Annotated in this window: 18 protein-coding genes; 9 read left to right on the top strand and 9 right to left on the bottom strand. The window is 69.3% G+C overall.

Translation table 11 applies throughout. The annotated features are described in order from the left end of the window. Positions 1–26: 26 nt before the first annotated feature. From ETO60_RS03220 to ETO60_RS03205, 4 genes are all read right to left on the bottom strand, one after another. A complete protein-coding gene (locus tag ETO60_RS03220; RefSeq protein ID WP_130002591.1) occupies positions 27–719 on the bottom strand; it encodes a nicotinate-nucleotide adenylyltransferase in 693 nt (230 codons plus the stop codon). Continuing rightward, the gene (locus ETO60_RS03215; protein ID WP_130002589.1) at positions 700–2409 is read right to left on the bottom strand and encodes a long-chain-fatty-acid--CoA ligase; all 1710 of its coding nucleotides are present in this window, start codon (positions 2407–2409) and stop codon (positions 700–702) included. The genes ETO60_RS03220 and ETO60_RS03215 overlap by 20 nt, the downstream gene beginning before the upstream one ends. A gap of 81 nt (positions 2410–2490) precedes the next feature. Beyond that, positions 2491–3192 carry a DUF1013 domain-containing protein gene (locus ETO60_RS03210; protein WP_130002587.1) on the bottom strand — a complete coding sequence of 234 codons (702 nt, stop codon included), beginning with the start codon at positions 3190–3192 and terminating at the stop codon, positions 2491–2493. Positions 3193–3351: 159 nt separating this feature from the next. After that, positions 3352–4356 (bottom strand): NAD(P)H-quinone oxidoreductase, encoded by a 1005-nt coding sequence (locus tag ETO60_RS03205; protein WP_234026294.1) that lies wholly within the window; start codon positions 4354–4356, stop codon positions 3352–3354. 151 nt (positions 4357–4507) lie between these two features. Between ETO60_RS03205 and ETO60_RS03200 the strand changes: the two genes are divergently transcribed. The 4 genes from ETO60_RS03200 to ETO60_RS03185 all read left to right on the top strand — a co-directional run bounded on the left by ETO60_RS03200 (position 4508) and on the right by ETO60_RS03185 (position 9968). Then, entirely contained in the window at positions 4508–4708 is a 201-nt protein-coding gene (locus ETO60_RS03200; RefSeq protein WP_130002585.1) for a DUF1192 domain-containing protein, read from the top strand. A gap of 152 nt (positions 4709–4860) precedes the next feature. Continuing rightward, positions 4861–7236, top strand: a complete 2376-nt coding sequence (clpA, locus tag ETO60_RS03195) for an ATP-dependent Clp protease ATP-binding subunit ClpA (protein WP_130002583.1) — start codon at positions 4861–4863, stop codon at positions 7234–7236. Between the two features lie 87 nt (positions 7237–7323). Next, positions 7324–8328 carry a ligase-associated DNA damage response exonuclease gene (locus ETO60_RS03190; RefSeq protein WP_130002581.1) on the top strand — a complete coding sequence of 335 codons (1005 nt, stop codon included), beginning with the start codon at positions 7324–7326 and terminating at the stop codon, positions 8326–8328. A gap of 29 nt (positions 8329–8357) precedes the next feature. After that, positions 8358–9968: a cisplatin damage response ATP-dependent DNA ligase gene (locus tag ETO60_RS03185; protein WP_130002579.1), complete on the top strand. Its 1611-nt coding sequence runs from the start codon at positions 8358–8360 to the stop codon at positions 9966–9968. Positions 9969–9981: 13 nt separating this feature from the next. On the opposite strand, the gene ETO60_RS03180 is transcribed toward ETO60_RS03185, so the two are convergent. The 4 genes from ETO60_RS03180 to ETO60_RS03165 are packed head-to-tail and all read right to left on the bottom strand — an operon-like array spanning position 9982 to position 13474. After that, complete coding sequence (locus ETO60_RS03180) at positions 9982–10551, bottom strand: gamma carbonic anhydrase family protein (RefSeq protein WP_130002578.1); 570 nt, start codon at positions 10549–10551, stop codon at positions 9982–9984. After that, a complete protein-coding gene (locus tag ETO60_RS03175; RefSeq protein WP_130002576.1) occupies positions 10548–11102 on the bottom strand; it encodes a GNAT family N-acetyltransferase in 555 nt (184 codons plus the stop codon). The genes ETO60_RS03180 and ETO60_RS03175 overlap by 4 nt, the downstream gene beginning before the upstream one ends. Then, positions 11095–12096, bottom strand: a complete 1002-nt coding sequence (gene hemB, locus ETO60_RS03170) for a porphobilinogen synthase (RefSeq protein WP_130002574.1) — start codon at positions 12094–12096, stop codon at positions 11095–11097. The genes ETO60_RS03175 and hemB overlap by 8 nt, the downstream gene beginning before the upstream one ends. Positions 12097–12145: 49 nt before the next feature. Beyond that, on the bottom strand, positions 12146–13474 hold the full coding sequence (locus tag ETO60_RS03165; RefSeq protein WP_165362095.1) for a M23 family metallopeptidase: 1329 nt from the start codon (positions 13472–13474) through the stop codon (positions 12146–12148). Between the two features lie 313 nt (positions 13475–13787). Here ETO60_RS03165 and ETO60_RS03160 point away from each other — a divergent pair, with 313 nt between their 5' ends. From ETO60_RS03160 to ETO60_RS03140, 5 genes are all read left to right on the top strand, one after another. Continuing rightward, positions 13788–16349: a helicase-related protein gene (locus tag ETO60_RS03160; protein WP_315850262.1), complete on the top strand. Its 2562-nt coding sequence runs from the start codon at positions 13788–13790 to the stop codon at positions 16347–16349. Next, positions 16346–16687 (top strand): S4 domain-containing protein, encoded by a 342-nt coding sequence (locus tag ETO60_RS03155; RefSeq protein WP_234026293.1) that lies wholly within the window; start codon positions 16346–16348, stop codon positions 16685–16687. Before ETO60_RS03160 ends, ETO60_RS03155 begins: the two co-directional genes overlap by 4 nt. After that, on the top strand, positions 16684–17022 hold the full coding sequence (gene fdxA, locus ETO60_RS03150; protein ID WP_130002570.1) for a ferredoxin FdxA: 339 nt from the start codon (positions 16684–16686) through the stop codon (positions 17020–17022). The genes ETO60_RS03155 and fdxA overlap by 4 nt, the downstream gene beginning before the upstream one ends. Positions 17023–17252: 230 nt before the next feature. Further along, positions 17253–17786, top strand: a complete 534-nt coding sequence (locus tag ETO60_RS03145) for a CarD family transcriptional regulator (protein WP_130002568.1) — start codon at positions 17253–17255, stop codon at positions 17784–17786. 39 nt (positions 17787–17825) lie between these two features. Next, entirely contained in the window at positions 17826–18164 is a 339-nt protein-coding gene (locus ETO60_RS03140; RefSeq protein WP_130002567.1) for a hypothetical protein, read from the top strand. Here the strand turns inward: ETO60_RS03140 and ETO60_RS03135 are convergent. Further along, entirely contained in the window at positions 18161–19117 is a 957-nt protein-coding gene (locus ETO60_RS03135; protein WP_130002565.1) for an L-threonylcarbamoyladenylate synthase, read from the bottom strand. The genes ETO60_RS03140 and ETO60_RS03135 overlap by 4 nt on opposite strands. Positions 19118–19140: the final 23 nt, after the last annotated feature.

Below are 19140 nucleotides of genomic sequence, written 5' to 3'. Positions count from 1 at the left end.
GAAGCTGGGGCGGGTGCATTGCACTTTCAACGCGTTCCTGCCCGGCCGGACACGATCCGCCGCGTCACCGCGTCGCGGATCCGGGCGCAGGCATGGGCATCGGCCCAGTCGGGATCGCGCCCGCGCAGCGCCGTGGCGGAGCGGTGATCGGCCATGAAGCTCAGCAGGATCAGCGCCGGTGCACTCCTCCGTCCCTCGCGAAACCGGGCGGCGTCGACACGGCAGCGCCGCAGGCGGGCCATCGCGGGACCGGCAATGGCCCGCCTGTTGTAACCGGGCCGGGACACTACCGCAATCGGCACGGTGCGGGCGATCCAGCGCCAGTCCTTCCAGCGGTGGAATTGCGCCAGATTGTCGGCGCCCATGATCCAGACAAAGCGGATGCGCGGCCAGCGGCGCAGCAGCTTTCGCAGCGTGTCCGCCGTGTAGCGCGTGCCGAACTCCCGCTCGATCGCGGTCACGCGGATGGGCGCCCGCCGCGCGACGCGCCGTGCGCTCGCGACGCGGGCGGCGAGCGGGGCCATGCCTTCTGCCTCCTTCAGCGGATTGCCCGGCGACACGAGCCACCACACCTCGGCGAGATCGAGCGCCGCGAGAACGGCCAGGCTGATGCGGCGGTGCCCGCCATGGGCGGGGTTGAAGCTTCCCCCGAGGAGACCGACCGTGCGGGCGCGCAGGGGTCTGTCCGTTCGGCCGCGATCAGCCCGCGACGCCGACATCGGCCCGCAGGGCCTTGCGGTCGAGCTTGCCGATCATCGTCTTGGGCAGGGAAGGCCGCACTTCGACATCCCGCACGCGCTCGTGCTTGCCCACGCGCGTGTTCAGCCAGGCGGCGAGGTCGGCGCCGGTGATCCCCCCATGGCCGGTTTCGAGGCTGACGAACGCGCGCGGGACTTCGCCGCTGCGCGGGTCCGGCACACCGATGACCAGCGCCTCCTTGACCGCCGGGTGCCGCATCAGCACGTCCTCGATCTGGCTGGGGAAGACCTTGAAGCCGCTGACGGCGATCATGTCCTTGGCCCGGTCGACGATGGCAAGGAACCCGTCATCGTCGATGGTGGCGATGTCGCCGGTGCGCAGCCAGTCCTCGTCGAAGTGCCGGGCGAAGGTCGCCGCGTGACTGTCCGGGCGGTTCCAGTACCCCCGCATCACCTGAGGTCCGCACACCGCCAGTTCGCCCGGCTCGCCATGCGGCGCGAGCTTCGCCGGATCCTCCTTGTCGAGCAGGATGACGCGGGTCTGGGGAAGAAGCTGCCCGATCGTTCCCTGCTTGCGATTGCCGCGATACGGATTGGCCGACACCACCCCTGCGCTTTCTGTCAGGCCATAGCCCTCCACCAAGGGCACGCCCGACAGCGCCTCGAAGCGCTGTGCCAGGCGTTCGGGCAGGGGCGCGCCGCCCGAGACGCAGATTTCGAGCGACGAGAAATCGGTGCCCAGCGCCCGCCGCTCGTCCAGCATGGCCTGATACATCGTCGGCACGCCGGGAAAGGACGTCGGGCGGTGCGTCTCGATGATCTTGAGGGCATCGGCCGCGGAGAAGCGGGCCAGCATCACGATCGTGCCGCCGCTGACCACCGTGCGGTTGAGAACACAGGTGTTGGCGAACACGTGAAACAGGGGAAGGCCGCCGACGATCACGTCCGGGCGGTTCCGGTCGAACGGATCGATGGCATTGACCTGATAGGCGTTGGCCGTGAGGTTCGCATGAGTCAGCATCGCGCCCTTGGGCCGCCCGGTCGTGCCGCCGGTGTACTGAAGCAGGGCAAGGTCGTTCGGCGCGAGGGCAGCGGGCTGAAAGTCAGCATCGTCGCCGACGAAATCGTGCCAGACCGTGATGTCGGCGCGCGCGGGTACGGGAGCAAGACGCTTGCGCCCGAGCCGCTTCAGCAACCAGCCCTGCACCCGTGGCAGCGCATCGGCCAGCCGGCCGACGACGAGCCCCTCGAGCGCGGAGCTGTCGAGGACGCGCACCGCCGTCGGCAGCAGGGCGGCCACATCGAGCGTCACCAGCAGCCGCGTGCCGGAGTCCTCCACCTGCGCCGCCAGTTCCTCCACGCTGTAGAGCGGCGAGAAGTTGACGACCACCGCGCCCGCCATCATCGCGCCGTAATAGGCGGCGACGTAGATCGGCACGTTGGGCAGGAACAGACCGACCCGGTCCCCGCGGGAGACGCCCGCCGCCCTCAGACCGGCCGCGAACCGGCGCGCTTCCCGGTGCAGAGCGGCATAGCTGGAGCGCGCGCCCATGAACTCGACAAGCGCGCGTTCGCCATGGGCCGCAGCCGCCGTGGCGAAGACATCCGGCAGCGTGGCGACCGGGATCGGGCGGTCCCAGCTTCCGGGGTGGTGATACACCGCGCGCGAGGCGGCCGGGTGCGCCGGAAAAGCGGTTTTCTGAGGCTCCATGCACCCGGTGGTGCCATGGAAGCAGGCGCAAGGGCAAGGGCAGCGGCGACAAAAGCGCCCGTGGGCACGGCTGTGCGGGCGTCAGGCGCCCTCGTCCGCGGCCGACGCCCGCCTGCTGGCAAGCCACGCCGCCGCTTCCGCTTCCTGCGCCGCTTCGGAGGCGGCCTGACCCGCCGCCTCGCGCTCGGCCCGCAGCTCGCGGATCAGACGCTGACGCTCGTCGCCCTGAACATCGCCGGCATCGCCCTCTGATTCAGGATCGGTCCGCACGATCTTGGCGACCGCGGCGTCCAGTTCGCGCTGAGAGCACAGACCCAGCGTCACCGGATCCTTGGGCTGGATGTTGGCCATGTTCCAGTGGCTGCGGTCGCGCAGGGCGGCGATGGTGGTGCGGGTGGTGCCGATCAGCTTGCCGATCTGGGCGTCACTCATCTCGGGGTAGTTGCGCAGCAGCCACGCGATGCCGTCGGGCTTGTCCTGCCGCTTCGACACCGGAGTGTAGCGCGGCCCCTTGGTCCGGCTCACCGCGACAGGGGCCCGCTGCATCCGCAGGCGGTAGGACGGATCGTTCTGTCCGCGCTCGATCTCCTCCTGGCTGAGTTCGCCGGCGTGGACCGGATCGCGGCCGATATACTTGCTGCCGGCCAGGTCGTCGGCCATCGCCTGCACCTCGAGGATGTGCAGTCCGCAGAAGTCCGCAATCTGCTCGAAGGTCAGCCCGGTGTTGTCGACCAGCCAGGTGGCGGTGGCATGCGGCATCAGCGGTGTGGGTTGATCGGCCATGGTTCGGATCGCCTGCGGTCAGGAACAAAAACAGCAACGGCCGCCCCTCGCGGAGCGGCCTCTGTTCCCCGTCATACGCCGCTTGCGGCGGCAGGGCAAGCCGGGAGCCTGACGTGCCGGCGATGCGGCGGCGTGCCGCATCCCCTGCAGGCGGACGGTTCAGCCGGCGACACGGAGCACGATCTTGCCCACGTGCTCGCCCGCTTCCATACGGGCGTGCGCTGCGGCGACGTCCTCGAGCGCGAAGGTGCGGTCCATCACCGGCGCGAGCACCCCGTCCGTGAACAGCGGCCAGACGTTGACGGCGATTTCGTCCGCGAGCAGCGCCTTGAACGTGTCCGAGCGGGCGCGCAGGGTCGATCCGGTCAGCGTGTGCCGCCGCATCATCAGCCGCGCCAGATTGAGGCTCGCCTCCGCGCCGCCGAGCACGGCGATCGACACATGGCGCCCGTCCACGGCGAGACACCGCAGGTTGCGCGGCAGGTAGTCGCCGCCCACCATGTCCAGCACGAGATCGGCTCCGGCCCCGTCGGTGAAGGCGAGCACCGCCTCGACGAAATCCTCCTCGCGGTAGTTGACGGCCAGATCGGCGCCGCAGTCGCGGCTGGCCGCGCATTTGGCGGCGCTTCCCGCGGTGGTCACGACCTGCAGCCCGAAAGCCTTGCCGAGAAGCGTCGCCATGGTGCCGATCCCGCTGGTGCCGCCATGCACCAGAAGGGTCTCGCCGGGCCTCGCCCAGCCCCGTTCGAACACGTTGTGCCAGACGGTGAACAGGGTTTCCGGAACCGCAGCCGCCTCGCACAGGCCGAACCTGTCGGACAGCGGCAGGCAGTGGCGCGCATAGGCGACGGTGTACTCGGCGTAACCGCCCCCGCTGACGAGCGCGCAGACCTCCTGCCCGACCAATTCGGCCGGGGCCGCGTCCCCGGCGGCCATCACCGTTCCGGACACCTCAAGGCCAAGGACGGGAGATGCGCCGGGGGGCGGTGGATACAGCCCTTGCCGCTGAAGGACGTCCGGACGGTTGACCCCGGCAAAGGCGGTGCGGATCAGAACCTCCTCGGCGCCGATGTCAGGGACGGGAAGAGTGCGCACGGCAAGCACTTCCGGTCCTCCGGCCGCGTCGCAGACGACCGCCCGCATCATCTCTGGCAACTGTGCCATTGTTCCCCCTCGCCCGCCACCGTTCGCGTACCCATGCGCATGCGCCGGGCGGGTGCTCCTAACGGGGCGGTCAGTTGACAGCAAGGTGCCGCGCCTGCGATCGCTTGCGTGCCGATCACGGGGAGCCGAACCCCGGCTGCAGGAGCGACGGATGGACGATGAACCTTTGCGCGACCGTGGCGATCTGCTGACGGCGCTCGCCAGCGAGGATCTCGCCCCGTTGTCGGTCGCCGAACTCGACGACCGGATCGCCCGGCTCCAGGAAGAAATCGCCCGCACCGCGCGCCACCGGGAGGCCGCCAGCCGCCACCGCCGCGCCGCCGACGCCCTGTTCAGGTCCACTCCCGGTTGAGACCCGCCGCAGGTTGCCGGGCGGGGAGGTGAAAAACCGCTGGCTCCGCCCCATATTGACGATACCATACACACGGCGGTCAGATTCGTTCGCTAGCATTGATGTTGGCGACACAATGTTACGCCGTTCGACACTCTTGCAGAGATCGCGCGATGCCCAGTTTTGCCCAGAACCTCGAGAAGACCCTGCACGCGGCGCTGAACGATGCCGGAGCGCGCCGGCACGAATACGCAACGCTCGAACACCTGCTTCTTGCCCTCATCGACGACGAGGACGCGGCGCAGGTGATGGTCGGCTGCGGCGTCGACCTTGCCCAGCTCAGCGAAGTGGTGCGGCAGTATCTCGACCAAGAGTACCAGGCCCTCCAGAGCGGCAGTGACGAGGACCCTCAGCCCACGGCCGGGTTCCAGCGTGTCATCCAGCGCGCGATCCTGCATGTGCAGTCCTCCGGCAAGGACACGGTGACGGGCGCCAACGTGCTGGTGGCGCTGTTCTCCGAACGCGACTCCTACGCCGTGTACTTTCTGCAGCAGCAGGACATGAACCGGCTCGACGCAGTGAGCTTCATCAGTCACGGCATCGGCAAGGGCGGAAAGCAGCTTCAGGCGCGCCCGCCTCAGGGTGCGGAGGACGCGGCGGCCGAGGACCGCGCCGGTTCCGGCGGCGAGAAGGCCAAGGACACGGCGCTCGACCAGTTCACCGTCAACCTCAACGCGCGTGCCGAGGCGGGCAAGATCGACCCGCTGATCGGGCGCACCGCCGAAGTCGAACGCACCATCCAGATCCTGTGCCGCCGGTCCAAGAACAACCCGCTCTACGTCGGCGATCCCGGGGTCGGCAAAACCGCCATCGCCGAGGGGCTGGCGCGCAAGATCGTCGAAGGCGACGTGCCCGAGGTGCTGCAGGATGCGGTGATCTACTCGCTCGACATGGGCGCTCTCCTCGCCGGAACGCGCTACCGCGGCGATTTCGAGGAACGGCTGAAGCAGGTCGTCTCCGAGCTGGAAAAGATGCCGGAGGCGGTGCTGTTCATCGACGAGATCCACACCGTGATCGGCGCCGGCGCGACCTCAGGGGGGGCGATGGACGCCTCCAACCTGCTCAAGCCCGCGCTGTCGTCCGGGGCGATCCGCTGCATCGGCTCGACCACCTACAAGGAGTTCCGCAACCACTTCGAGAAGGATCGCGCTCTCCTGCGCCGGTTCCAGAAGATCGACGTGAACGAGCCCACGGTGGAGGACACGGTGAAGATCCTCAAGGGTCTGCGCACCGCCTTCGAGGAGCACCACAAGGTGCAGTACACCCCGGACGCGATCAAGACGGCGGTGGAGCTGTCGGCGCGCTACATCAACGACCGCAAGTTGCCCGACAAGGCGATCGACGTGATCGACGAGGTCGGGGCGATGCAGATGCTGGTGCCGCCCTCCAAGCGCAAGAAGAAGATCACCGCGCGCGAGATCGAGGCGGTCATCGCCACGATGGCCCGCATTCCTCCCAAGTCGGTGTCGAGCGACGACAAGAAGCAGCTCGAGCATCTGGAACGCGACCTGAAGCATGTCGTGTTCGGGCAGGACGCGGCCGTCGCCAAGCTCGCCACCGCGATGAAGCTCAGCCGTGCGGGTCTGCGCGACCCGGACAAGCCGATCGGCTCGTTCCTGTTTTCGGGCCCGACCGGGGTCGGCAAGACGGAGGTGGCGCGCCAGCTTGCTTCCATCATGGGCATCGAGCTCAAGCGCTTCGACATGTCCGAATACATGGAGCGGCACTCGGTCAGCCGGCTGATCGGGGCGCCTCCGGGCTATGTCGGTTATGACCAGGGCGGTCTGCTGACCGATGCCGTCGACCAGAACCCGCATTGCGTGCTGCTGCTCGACGAAATCGAGAAGGCGCATCCGGACCTGTTCAACATCCTGCTCCAGGTCATGGACCACGGACGGCTGACCGATCATCACGGCAAGACGGTGGACTTCCGCAACGTGGTCCTGATCATGACCACCAATGCCGGCGCCGCCGACATGGCGCGTCAGGGCATCGGCTTCGGCGACGTCAGCAAGGAGGATGCGAGCGAGGAGGCGGTGAAGCAGATGTTCACCCCCGAGTTCCGCAACCGTCTCGATGCCATCGTGCCGTTCGGCTATCTCGGCAAGGACACGGTGGCCCGCGTGGTGGACAAGTTCATCCTCCAGCTCGAGCTGCAGCTGGCCGAGCAGAACGTGCACATCCAGTTCGACCGCGAGGCGCGCGACTGGCTGGGCGAGCGGGGGTATGACCGGCTGTACGGGGCACGTCCGATGGCGCGGCTCATCCAGGAACAGATCAAGCAGCCGCTGGCCGAGGAGCTCCTGTTCGGCAAGCTCGCCGAAGGCGGCGAGGTGCGGGTCGGTGTCCGGGACAATCGGCCCGCCTTCGAGATCACGCCCGCTCCGCCCAAGGCACGGAAGGCTCGCCAGAAGCGCGAGGAAGAGGACACGTTCGACGACGACGAGGCGGCTCCAGACAGCGTCGTGGATGGTCCGGCCGACGAGTGAGGGATCCTCGCCGCTGAAACGCAAGGACGTCGGGCGGGCGGGTGCGCGGCCGGGAACGGTTCGCGCGCCGGCAGGGTTCTGAACACGATGCCCGCCGACTTCGCATGGATCCGTCCGGAGCCGTGGGGCATCCATGTCGTTCCTGCCGACACGTGGATCGATCCCGCGCGGGCCGTGCCTCACGCGCTTGTCACCCATGGCCATGCCGACCACGCGCGCGGCGGCCACGGCACCACCGTCGCCACGCCCGAGACGCTCGAGATCATGGACCTGCGCTACAACACCCGCGAGGGCGCCGTGCCGGTCGCCTATGGCGAGACGGTCCGTCTCGGCGGAGGGGTGGACGCGACCTTCCTGCCGGCGGGGCATGTGCTCGGCAGCGCGCAGATCCTGCTGAAGCATGCCGGCGAGCGGGTGATCGTCACCGGCGACTACAAGCGCCGCGCCGACCCGACCTGCGCGCCCTTCACCGTGACGCCGTGCGACATTCTCGTCACCGAGGCGACCTTCGGCCTGCCCATCTTCTGCCATCCGCCCATCGAGGACGAGATCGCCAAGCTGCTGGCCACGCTCCGCGACCAGCCCGATCGCTGCGTGCTGGTGGGCGCCTATGCGCTTGGCAAGGCGCAGCGGTTGATCGCCGAGCTGCGGCGGGCCGGTCATGACGCCCCCGTCTACCTTCACGGAGCGATGGAGCGGATGTGCCGGCTGTACGAGGAGCTTGGCGTGCCTCTGGGCGAGCTGAGGCCTGTCGCCGGAACCCCGAGGGATGCGATGCGCGGGCATGTCGTCGTCTGCCCGCCGTCGGCGCTCAACGACCGCTGGAGCCGCCGCCTGCCGGACCCGATCACCGCCATGGCGTCAGGCTGGATGCGGGTGCGCCAGCGCGCGCGGCAGAAGAACGTCGAGCTGCCGCTGGTCATCTCCGATCACGCCGACTGGGGTGAGCTGACCGGGACGGTGGAGGAGGTGAACCCGGCGGAGACCTGGATCACCCATGGCCGGGAGGATGCGCTGCTGCGGTGGCATCAGCTTCACCAGCGCCGCGCCCGGGCGCTGGCGCTGGTCGGCTACGAGGACGAGGATGACTGACGCCTTCGCGCGAAGCGCCGCGCCCTGACATGGAGAAGTTTGCCGCCCTCATCGACGCGCTGGTCTACACCCGCGGACGCAACGAAAAGCTGCGGCTGATCGCGGCGTATCTGCTCCGCACGCCCGATCCGGACCGGGGCTGGGCGCTCGCGGCGCTGACCGGCAGCCTCGACTTCCCGGCGGTCAAATCGTCGACCATCCGCAGGCTGCTGATGGAGCGGGTCGATCCCGTGCTCTGGACCCTGTCGCGCGACTTCGTCGGCGACACGGCAGAAACCGCGAGCCTGTTGTGGCCCGAGCCCGCGGAGGCGACGGGCGCCGCCCCGACGCTTGCCGAAGCGGTGGAGCACCTGTCGCGCATGACCCGTGCCTCGGTTGCGGGCGAGCTGGCGAGTCTCCTCGACCGGCTCGATGCGGCGGGCCGGTATGCCCTGCTCAAGCTCGCCACCGGAGAGATGCGGATCGGCGTGTCCTCGCGCCTCGCCAAGGTCGCCTTTGCCGACGCGTTCGGGGTGGCCGTCGACGACGTGGAGGAACACTGGCACGGGCAGGCCCCTCCGTATGAAGAGCTGTTCGCCTGGGCCGCTGACGGCGCACCGGCTCCCGATGCCCGCCACCTCCCGCTGTTCCGGCCGTTCATGCTGGCGCATCCGCTCGAGGATGCGTCCGTCAGCCTCGACGAGTACGCCGCGGAGTGGAAGTGGGACGGCATCCGCGTGCAGCTCGTCCATGCCGGTCCGCCGGGAGAGACGGGCGAGACACGGGTGTATTCACGCTCCGGCGACGACATCACGCGCTCCTTTCCCGAACTCGCCGCGGCCTTTCAGATTCCGGGCATCGTCGATGGCGAATGCATGGTGCGCGGCTCGCATCAGGGCGGCGAGGAAGGGGGCGCAGCCTCTTTCAACGCGCTGCAGCAGCGTCTGGGACGCAAGACGGTGAGCAGGACGATGCTGACCGACTATCCGGCCTTCGTGCGGCTCTATGACGTGCTGCACTGGCGCGGCGAGGATCTGCGCGCCCTGCCGTGGTCGGAGCGGCGCCGGCGGCTCGAGTCGCTGTTCGCGGAGCTGCCGCCGAGCCACTTCGACTTGTCGCAGATCATCGCCGCCGGCACCTTCGACGAGCTGGCGCAGATCCGCGCCCGCACCCGAGACGACGCCATCGAAGGGCTGATGCTGAAGCGCCGCGACAGCCCCTATGTCGCAGGACGGCGTGCCGGGCTGTGGTACAAGTGGAAGCGCGATCCGCTGCTGATCGACTGCGTGCTGATGTATGCCCAGCGCGGTTCCGGCAAGCGGTCAAGCTATTACTCGGACTACACCTTCGGTTGCTGGGACGGCGATCCCGACGCGGGCGCGGAACTGCTGCCGGTCGGCAAGGCCTATTCCGGCTTCACCGACGAGGAGCTGGTGCGGCTCGACCGCCATGTGCGCCAGCACACCGTGAACCGCTTCGGTCCGGTCCGGGAGACGGACAGAAGCCTCGTTCTCGAAATCGCCTTCGATTCCGCGCATCTGTCGAAGCGGCACAAGTCCGGCCTCTCCATGCGCTTCCCCAGGGTCCATCGCATCCGCTGGGACAAGCCGGCGCACGAGGCCGACCGGATCGAGGCCCTGCGGGCGCTGGTGCGGGACTGAGAGCGGCGCGCCGTCAGGCCCCTTCCGCCCGCGCGATGGCCTCGCGGTGCGCACGGGCGTTCTCGACATAGTGGGCGACGCCCAGCCGCATCCCCGCCACCGCCGCGTCGTCAAGGTCGCGCATCTTGCGCGCCGGGCGGCCGCCCCACAGCTCGCGCGGAGCCATGACCTTTCCTTCGGTCAGCATGGCTCCGGCCGCCAGCATCGCGTCGGACGCGATCACAGCCTTGTTCATGGCGATCGCGCCCAGCCCCACGAAGCCGCGATCGGCGATCGTGCAGCCATGGAGCATGACCATGTGGCCGACCAGCACGTCGTCCCCGATCACCAGCGGCGCGCCGTCGGGATCGCCGGGGCGCGGCGGGTCGCCGTGAAGGACGCAGCCGTCCTGGATGTTCGTGCGTTCTCCGATGCGGATGGACGCCGTGTCGGCGCGCAGGACGCAATTGTACCACACCGAGCTTTGAGCCCCGATGGTGACATCGCCGATGAGCGTGCAGCCGGGAGCAATGAAGGCGGAAGGGTGGATGCAGGGCGCCTTGCCGCCGAACGGGATGAGGCGGACGCCGGGGTGAAGGCTCATGCGGGTCTCCAGTCTGCCGCTGCGAGAGCATAGACGATCGCCTGCCGCCACGGGGGCGGATAGCGGATGTCGGCATAGTCCAGCTCGGGTCGTCTCCGCATGCCCAGACGCTCCATCAGGCCCCAGCTCGGCGTGTTCTCGGCAATGGTGGTGGCGAAGACTTCGGGCGCGGCGAAATGGTCGAAGGCGAGCGCGACCGTCGCCGTCGCCGCCTCGCGGGCATAGCCGCGACCCCACGCATCCTCGCGCAGCCGCCAGCCGATTTCGTGCCGCCCGGCGATGCTCGACCCTGGCGAGTCGGCGCGCTTGATGCCGCAGAAGCCGAGCAGCGCCCGGTCCTCGCGCCGCTCGACAACCCAGAAGCAGTGGCCGTGCGCGGCGCGGCAGCCCTCGACCCGGGCCCGCTGCCGCGCCATGCCTTCGCCATCCATGACACCGCCGAGCCAGCGCATCACGGCGGGCGAGTTGGTGACTCGGAAGAATTCGGGCCAGTCCTCCTCGCGCCAGTCGCGCAGGATCAGGCGCGTCGTTTCATGGCGGAACTCAGTCACTCAGCAGCCGCGCCGCGTCGCGGGCGAAATAGGTCACGATGCCGGTCGCTCCGGCCCGCTTGAATGCCAGCAGCTTCTCCATCATCAGCGCGTCACGGTCCCCCACCCCGGCGGCAGCACCAATCGTCGTGAGCGCATATTCGCCGCTGACCTGATAGGCGAAAACCGGCACTCCGAAGGCCTCGCGCGCGCGCCAGATGATGTCGAGATAGGCCAGACCTGGCTTGACCATCACCGCGTCGGCGCCCTCGGCGATGTCCAGCGCAATCTCGCGCAGCGCCTCGTCTCCGTTCGCCGGGTCCATCTGGTAGGTTTTCTTGTCGCCCTTCAGCAGCCCCCCGGATCCCACGGCGTCGCGGAACGGGCCGTAGAAGGCCGACGCGAACTTCGCCGCATAGGAAAGGATCTGCACATCGTGGCACCCTTCCTCCTCGAGTGCGCGCCGGATCGCGCCCACCCGGCCGTCCATCATGTCCGACGGCGCGATGATGTCGGCCCCCGCACGTGCCTGGACCAGCGCCTGCTGCGCGAGGATCTCCACCGTCGCATCGTTGGCGATGCGCCCGCGCGAATCCAGCACGCCGTCCTGCCCGTGGCTGGTGTAGGGATCGAGCGCGACGTCGGTCATGATGCCGATGGCATCGCCGCAGGCGTCCCGCACCGCCCGGATCGCCTGGCAGATGAGGTTGTCCGGGTTCAGCGCTTCTTCGCCGCGCGCCGTGCGGCGATCGTGCGGCGTGTTGGGAAACAGGGCGATGCACGGGATGCCGAGGCTGACCGCTTCCCGGGCACGCGCGGCGATCTGCGGCACCGACCAGCGCGACACGCCCGGCAGCGTGGCGACGGGCTCTTCGTCGGCATCGCCACTGCCGATGAACAACGGCCAGACGAGGTCTGCGGGCGAGAGGCGATGCTCGCGGAACAGGGCGCGGCTCCAGCCGTGAGCGCGCGTGCGCCGGAGGCGCAGCGCCGGGTAGCGCGGCAGAATGCTCATCTCTTGCATGGCAGGTGCCTCAAGCCCGCACCCGGCGCAAGTCCCGCCGTCAAACGGTCTTGCGCTGCTCCACCAGCCGGTCGATTTCTCGCAGCGGTTCGCCTTCACGGGCTGCCGGCGCGCTCGGAAGCGGCTTCAGCGCCGCGCCGACGGGCGTGGCGGTGAGCTGCTGCAGCTGGCTGCGGAAGCGCGCAAGCTCGGCAGGGCTGATTGCGTCGCGGGTGGTGAACCTCACCTGCTGCGGATTGATCAGCTGTCCGCCGCGGTAGATCTCGAAATGCAGGTGCGGCCCTGTCGACATGCCGGTGGAACCGACATAGCCGATGATCTGGCCGCGGGTGACCCGCTCGCCATGGCGAACCGCCATCCGGCTCATGTGGCAGTAGCGCGAGGACAGCGCGCCCGGGTGATCCAGAACGACGGCGATGCCGCACCCGCCCATGCGTCCGGCGCCGGTGACCCGCCCCTCGCTGACGGCGCGGATCGGCGTACCCGTCGGAGCGGCGAAGTCGATCCCGCCATGCATCCGCTTGTAGCGCAGGATCGGGTGGACCCGGTAGCCGAAATGCGAGCTCACCCGGCCGACCACCGGCTGAACATAGCCGCCGCGTTCCTCGCCCAGCCCGCGCGGATTGTAGAACGCCCCGTGCGGTCCCCAGCGCATCAGTTCCACGGCTCCTCCTGAGTCGCGCTGAAGCCCGGCGTAAAGCAGTTTGCCCGCCTCGCGTTCGCCGGTGGCGGCGCGCCGGTGGGCGACGATCAGGTCGAAGGTGTCGTTGGCGCCGAGCGCGGCGATGTCGATGTGCGCTTTCAGCGCCTTGAGATATTCCTGCACCGCCTCCGGCGGCGCACCGGCCGCCCGTGCCGAGCGGTAGAGGCTGGCGCCGACCCGGCCGCGCACCCTGAGCGGCGTGCTGTCGACGGCGATCGGTTGCCGCCGCAGCACGAGGCGCTCGCCATCACGTTCGATCGCCAGGGCAAGGTCCAGCGCGGCACGGAATTCGAGGGACTGGAGCGGCCGGTGCGCCGCACCCTCGGGACGTTCACCGAGGGTCACCGAAAACGCTGTGCCCGGAGAAAGTGCGCGCTCGTCCATGGCCGGAGCAAGGAGGGCGGTGACATCCGCCACGTCACGGCTGGACAATCCGGCGCGGCCGAGCAGGGCCGGCAGGCTGTCCGCTTCGCGGAACGTCGCCACGATGTTCTCGACCGGCCGCTCGGGCGCGCTCGACAGCGTGCGCACCCGGCCGGTCGCCCCCATGTGCCGCCCCGAGTCCCCGCCAAGGGCGAGCGGCATGATCATGTGGCTGCGGTATTCGTCGCCGACCGAAGCGGCGGAGCCGTCGACAACGGCCGCCTCGAGCGGTGAGGAAGTCATGTAGCCGAACCAACCGGCGGTCCCGAGCGCCGCAAGCAACGCCGCCCCCTTGGTCCACGAGGTCTGCCGCAGAAGCGATCCCGGCCGCGCCGGACCGGCACCAGGCCCGCGCTCTGCGCCCATACAGCGTCCGCCATGTGCAGCGGCGCGCACCTGCAGCTTCGCGACCACGGCTTCTCCCCGTCCCTCCTGACGACCCGCTGGCAGGCCTTGCCACCCGCCACACCCGTCGCGCTTGTGCTGCGGAGCTTGGGAGAATTGAATAAATACGCGGTTAATTTGCGGTCAAGCGTTGCCTGGCACCGGCAAGCCGATGGAACTTCGGGAAAAGCCGTTGTCGCTCGACTGCGGCGCGGCCATCTTGCCGCGGATGCAGGCACATTTGAGGGCGGTTCTGGGCCCCACGAACACCGGCAAGACCCATTTGGCCATCGAGAGGATGTGCGCCCATTCGAGCGGCGTCATCGGCTTCCCGCTGCGGCTGCTCGCGCAGGAGGTCTACGCCCGCCTCGTGGCGCTGAAGGGCGAGCGGCAGGTGGCGCTGGTGACCGGCGAGCAGAGGATCGAGCCGCCGGATGCGCGCTATGTCTGCTGCACCGTCGAGGCGATGCCTGCCTCCCTGACTGCGGGCGAGCGGCAGGTCGCCTTTGTCGCGCTCGACGAGGCGCAGCTCGCCGCCGACCCCGAGCGCGGGCATGTGTTCACCGACCGCCTGCTGCATGCCCGCGGGCGCGAAGAGACGATGGTGCTGGGTTCGGCCACGCTTGCCGCGCCGCTGCGCCGGATTGCGCCAAAGGTCGAGCTGGTCGAGCGGCCGCGCTTCTCCACGCTGCGGCACCTCGGGCCGCGCAAGCTCTCGCGCCTGCCGCCGCGTTCGGCGATCGTCGCCTTCTCGGCCGAACAGGTGTACGGCGTGGCGGAAACGCTGCGCCGTTACAGGGGCGGTGCGGCGGTCGTCATGGGCGCGCTGTCGCCGGAGACACGCAACCGGCAGGTGGAATTGTTCCAGAGCGGCGAGGTCCAGTACATCGTCGCCACCGATGCCATCGGCATGGGGCTCAATCTCGACATCGACCATGTCGCATTTGCGGGCTTGAGCAAGTTCGACGGGCGGCGGCGGAGACGCCTGACCCCGGCCGAGATCGCCCAGATCGCGGGTCGCGCGGGCCGGCACCAGCGCGATGGCACCTTCGGCGTGCTCAGCGGCTACCGTGACGGGGAGCGGACGGGCGCCGAGTTCACCGAAGAGGAGATCTACAGTGTCGAGGAACACCGGTTCGCGCCCTTGCCGCACCTTTTCTGGCGCAACGGGGAGCCGCGTTTCGACACGCTGCAGACGCTGATCGGCGACCTCGAGCAGCGGCCCGAGCATTCGGCGCTGGCGCCTGCGCCCGAGGCTCTCGATCTGGCCGTGCTGAAGCACCTCGCCGGTGAACCGTGGGCGCAGAGCCTGACCGGACACGGCGCCGTGCGCGCGTTCTGGGAGGTGTGCTCCCTGCCGGACTTCCGCCAGCAAGGACTCGACACGCACGCCCGCTTCGTCGCCCGGCTTTGGCGTGATCTGCGCCAAGGCTATCTGGGCGCCGACTATGTCGCGGCGCGGATTGCCGAACTCGACAACACGCAGGGCGACATCGACACGTTGCAGGGCCGCATCGCGGCGATCCGCAGCTGGGCCTACATCTGTCAGCGCCCCGACTGGGTGCTTGCGCGCGAGGAGATGGCCGCCCGCGCCCGCGCGGCGGAAACGCGGCTGTCCGACGCTCTCCACGCCCGGCTGACCGAACGCTTCGTCAACCGGCGCACATCCGTGCTCCTTCGGAGCATGACGACGCGGCCCGAGCTTCTGCCCGTGCGGCTGTCGGACGACGGAACCGTGCTCATCGACGACGAACTGCTCGGGCGTCTGCACGGGTTCACTCTTCACGTCGAGGCGGCGGCCGGTCTTGCCGAACGGCGCATGCGGGTCGCCGCCGCCGAGAAGGCGCTGCCACACCTCCTTGCGCGCCGGGTGGATGCGCTGATCGCTCAAGGGCTGCCCGGCGTCCACCTTCGCGGCGGCCGGATCTGGCTCGACGATGCTCCGGTCGCGGATCTGGATCATCGTGGCGGCCGGGTTGTTCCGCGAGTCCGGGCCGGTTCCGGCATGACCCTGCTCAGCCCCTCGGCACGTGAGCGGCTGCTTGGCGCGCTGCAACGCTGGCTCGAGGCCGAGACGGCGGCGCTGGCGCCGCTGCAAGGCGTGCTCGATGCCGCCAGCGATCCGGGTGTTCCCGCCGCCGCACGGGCGGCCTTCACCCGTGTGGCGTCCGGCTTCGGCCATGCCCCGCGCGAGGGTCTGGTGATGGCAGCGCAGGATCGCCAAACCCGCGCCATGCTGCGCCGCCATGGCGTGCACCTCGGCGCTCTCGACCTGTTCATGCCGGCGCTCCTCAAGCCACGCGCACGCCGTCTGCTGCACGAACTGGGGCTTGATCCGCGGCCGACAGAGCGCACAATGCCGCCGGTCCTTGCCGGGCCTGAGCAGCTGTTCGCGGGCTACCGTGCCGCTGGATCGCAGCTGGTGCGGGTCGACGTCGCGGAACGCCTCATCCGCGCCGCACACGATGCCCGCGCCGCGTCGCGCGGCGGCCGCCCGGTGCTGGACAGGGCGCGGGCGATTTCGGCCGGCCTTACCGAAGCGGGCTGGCATCAGTTGCTGCAGCAGGCCGGTTTCCGCCTGCACCGGGGTCAGGGACCGCGACCGGGCGCCGCAGGGCCGCCGCAGCCCGACCGCTGGTCGTGGCGGCCTCAGCGCCGCGCAACACCGCGGCGGGAAAACCGGGCGCCCAGACCTGGAAACGCCTTTGCCGCGCTCGAGACGCTGGTGCAATGACCGCGGCCGCCGCAGCGCCCGGCCTGCGCGTCGATCTGCTGCTGTGCCGCCTGCGCTTTGCCCGGACGCGCAGCACGGCGCGGCACATGGTCGAGAACACCGTCATGCGCTGCAACGGCGCGCATGTCGCCCGGACGAGCCACCTTGTCAGGGTGGGCGACGTGCTGACGTTCATGGCCGGCGACGGGCAGGTGCGGGTCGTTCAGATCCTCGCGCTGCCGCTTCGCCGGGGGCCGGCGGCGGAGGCGCAGACACACTACCGGCCCCTTGACCGGTCCGGGCAAAGCGCCATAGCACCGGGGCCGATCACCCGCTGGCCGAAGGATCAAGGCTCATGACCTACGTCGTCACCGACGCATGCATCAAGTGCAAGTACACCGACTGCGTCGAGGTCTGCCCTGTCGATTGCTTCTACGAGGGCGAAACGATGCTGGTCATCAACCCGTCCGAGTGCATCGACTGCGGCGTGTGCGAGCCGGAGTGCCCCGCCGAGGCCATTCTTCCCGACACGGAGGCCGGTCTCGAGCAGTGGCTCGAGCTGAACGCCCGCTACTCCGCCGAATGGCCCAACATCACCCAGCAGAAGGAGCCGCCGGCGGACGCGGATGCGCACAAGGGCGAAGAAGGCAAGTTCGAGAAGTACTTCTCGCCCAATCCCGGCTCCGGAGACTAGCGGCGCCACACTGCGTCGGACGCATTTCGACTCGCTTTGTGGAACATTTGTGACTATATACCATCGACATCCACGCCGGACGGCGCACGAAGTGCCGGCTGGCGGTTCAATCCACACGCAAAGCGGTCGCCTGCCATCCTGACGATCTTCCGCGCAGATGCTGGGTTTTCCCGTCGCCTCCGGGCGCGAGAACCCTGATCCGGACGGCGCCCGCAACTGAAGGAGTGTCCATGGCCAGCAACGCAGCCGCCTTCGATGTCGGTGACTATGTGGTGTATCCCAAGCACGGTGTCGGCCGGGTCGTCGAATTGCAGAACGAGACGATCGCCGGAATGCAGCTGGAGCTGTATGTCCTGAGGTTCGAGAAGGAGCGCATGACGCTGCGGGTGCCCTTCAACAAGGTCGAGGCGATCGGCATGCGCAAGCTGTCGAGCGACAAGACCTTGCGCGAGGCCATGGAGACGCTGAAGGGCCGTCCCCGGGTGAAGCGCACCATGTGGAGCCGCAGGGCACAGGAATACGAGGCGAAGATCAATTCGGGCGACCTCGTGTCGATCGCCGAGGTGACGCGCGACCTCTTCCGGCCAGAGGACCAGCCCGAGCAATCCTATTCCGAGCGGCAGATCTTCGAGGCCGCCTCCAGCCGGCTGGCGCGCGAACTTGCCGCCATGGAAAAGACGGACGAGGCAGCCGCGCTGGAACAGATCCTTGGTGTGCTGCGGGAGCATGCGCCGCAGTATTACGGCCAGGGCTCCGACGAATAGGACCGGGCGCTGAACGGCACAGCCCGGCCGGAATGGCAAATGCGCACGGTCGCCGCCGGCAAGCTGCTGACCGTCGGGCTGGCGGCGGCCTTGCTGCAGGGGTGCCTGGCCAAAGCCGCTTTCGACGTGGCGACGGCGCCGGTGCGGGTCGCGGCGAAAGCGGTGGACCTTGCCACCACCAGCCAGTCCGAGGCTGACGAAAAGCGCGGGCGCGAGCTGCGTCGGCGGGAAGAGCGTCTCGGCGCGCTCGAGCGCAGCTACGCCCGCCATCGCCAGCGCTGCGACAGCGGCGATCAGCGCGCCTGCGACGCGGCGCGACGCGACTATGCGGAGATTCAGGCGTTGCTTCCCGGCCTCCCTGCCGAGCCGCGCCGCTAGGACGCCGCCCGGCGCAGCCGTTCGTTGATGGCGCGGCCCACGCCACGATCGGGAACCGGGGCAATGGCGATGCGCGGCTGAGGCGCGGCCGCGGCTTCGTGCAGGCAGGCATACAGACGCGCCGCGGCTTCGCTCAGATCCCCGCTTCGGGAGAGGACGCAATGCCCCTCATCCCCGGCGAAGGCGATGTAGAACTCGTCCGGCTCGGGAGACAGGGCGTTCAGCCGAAGCGGCTTCCCCGGCGAGTAGTGCCGGAACATCTGCCCCGGAGCTTCGATCGGCGCCGGGCAGGTTGCGCCGCGCAACTTCGCCGAAGCGTCCGCGACGACCACGGGTCCGGGTCGCAGCTCCTCCAGCGCGCCGTCCGAGCGCACGGCGACAATGGTCGACTCCAGCCCGCCACCGCTTGGGCCGCCATCGAGCACGGCGTCGATCCGTCCGCGAAGCCCGGACAGCACGTGCGCCGCTGTGGTCGGGCTGAGAGAACCGCTGGGATTGGCGGACGGCGCCGCCAGGGCAAGTCCGCTCTCCCGCAGCAGCCGCTGCACGACCGGATGGGCAGGAACCCTGAGGGCAATCGTCGCAAGTCCGGCGACGACGGCCGGCGCGACCTGGGCATCTTGCCGACGCGGAAGCACGAGGGTCAACGCGCCCGGCCAATGCTGCGCGGCCAGCGCTTCGGCGGGGGGGCAGAAGACAGCCAGTCGCCTCGCCTCCTCAAGCGAGGCGACATGCACGATGAGCGGATTGACCGGCGGACGCCCCTTTGCAGCATAAATGGCCGCCACCGCCTCCGCATCGTCGGCCCGCGCCGCCAGCCCGTACACGGTTTCCGTCGGCACGGCCACAACCCGGCCGTCCCGCAGCAGCCGCGCCGCTTCGCCGATCCCGTCGGCGTCCGCAGTCAGCACCCGCGTGAAGCGCGGCGGCGCCCGATCCTTGCCCTCTGCCATGGTGCAAGCCATATCGCTGCACG

The organism is Qipengyuania thermophila, assembly GCF_004153605.1.
In the GTDB taxonomy this organism is placed as follows: domain Bacteria; phylum Pseudomonadota; class Alphaproteobacteria; order Sphingomonadales; family Sphingomonadaceae; genus Qipengyuania_B; species Qipengyuania_B thermophila.
Note: the sequence above shows the minus strand (reverse complement) of the source record. Positions and strands in the feature narration are given on the sequence as shown.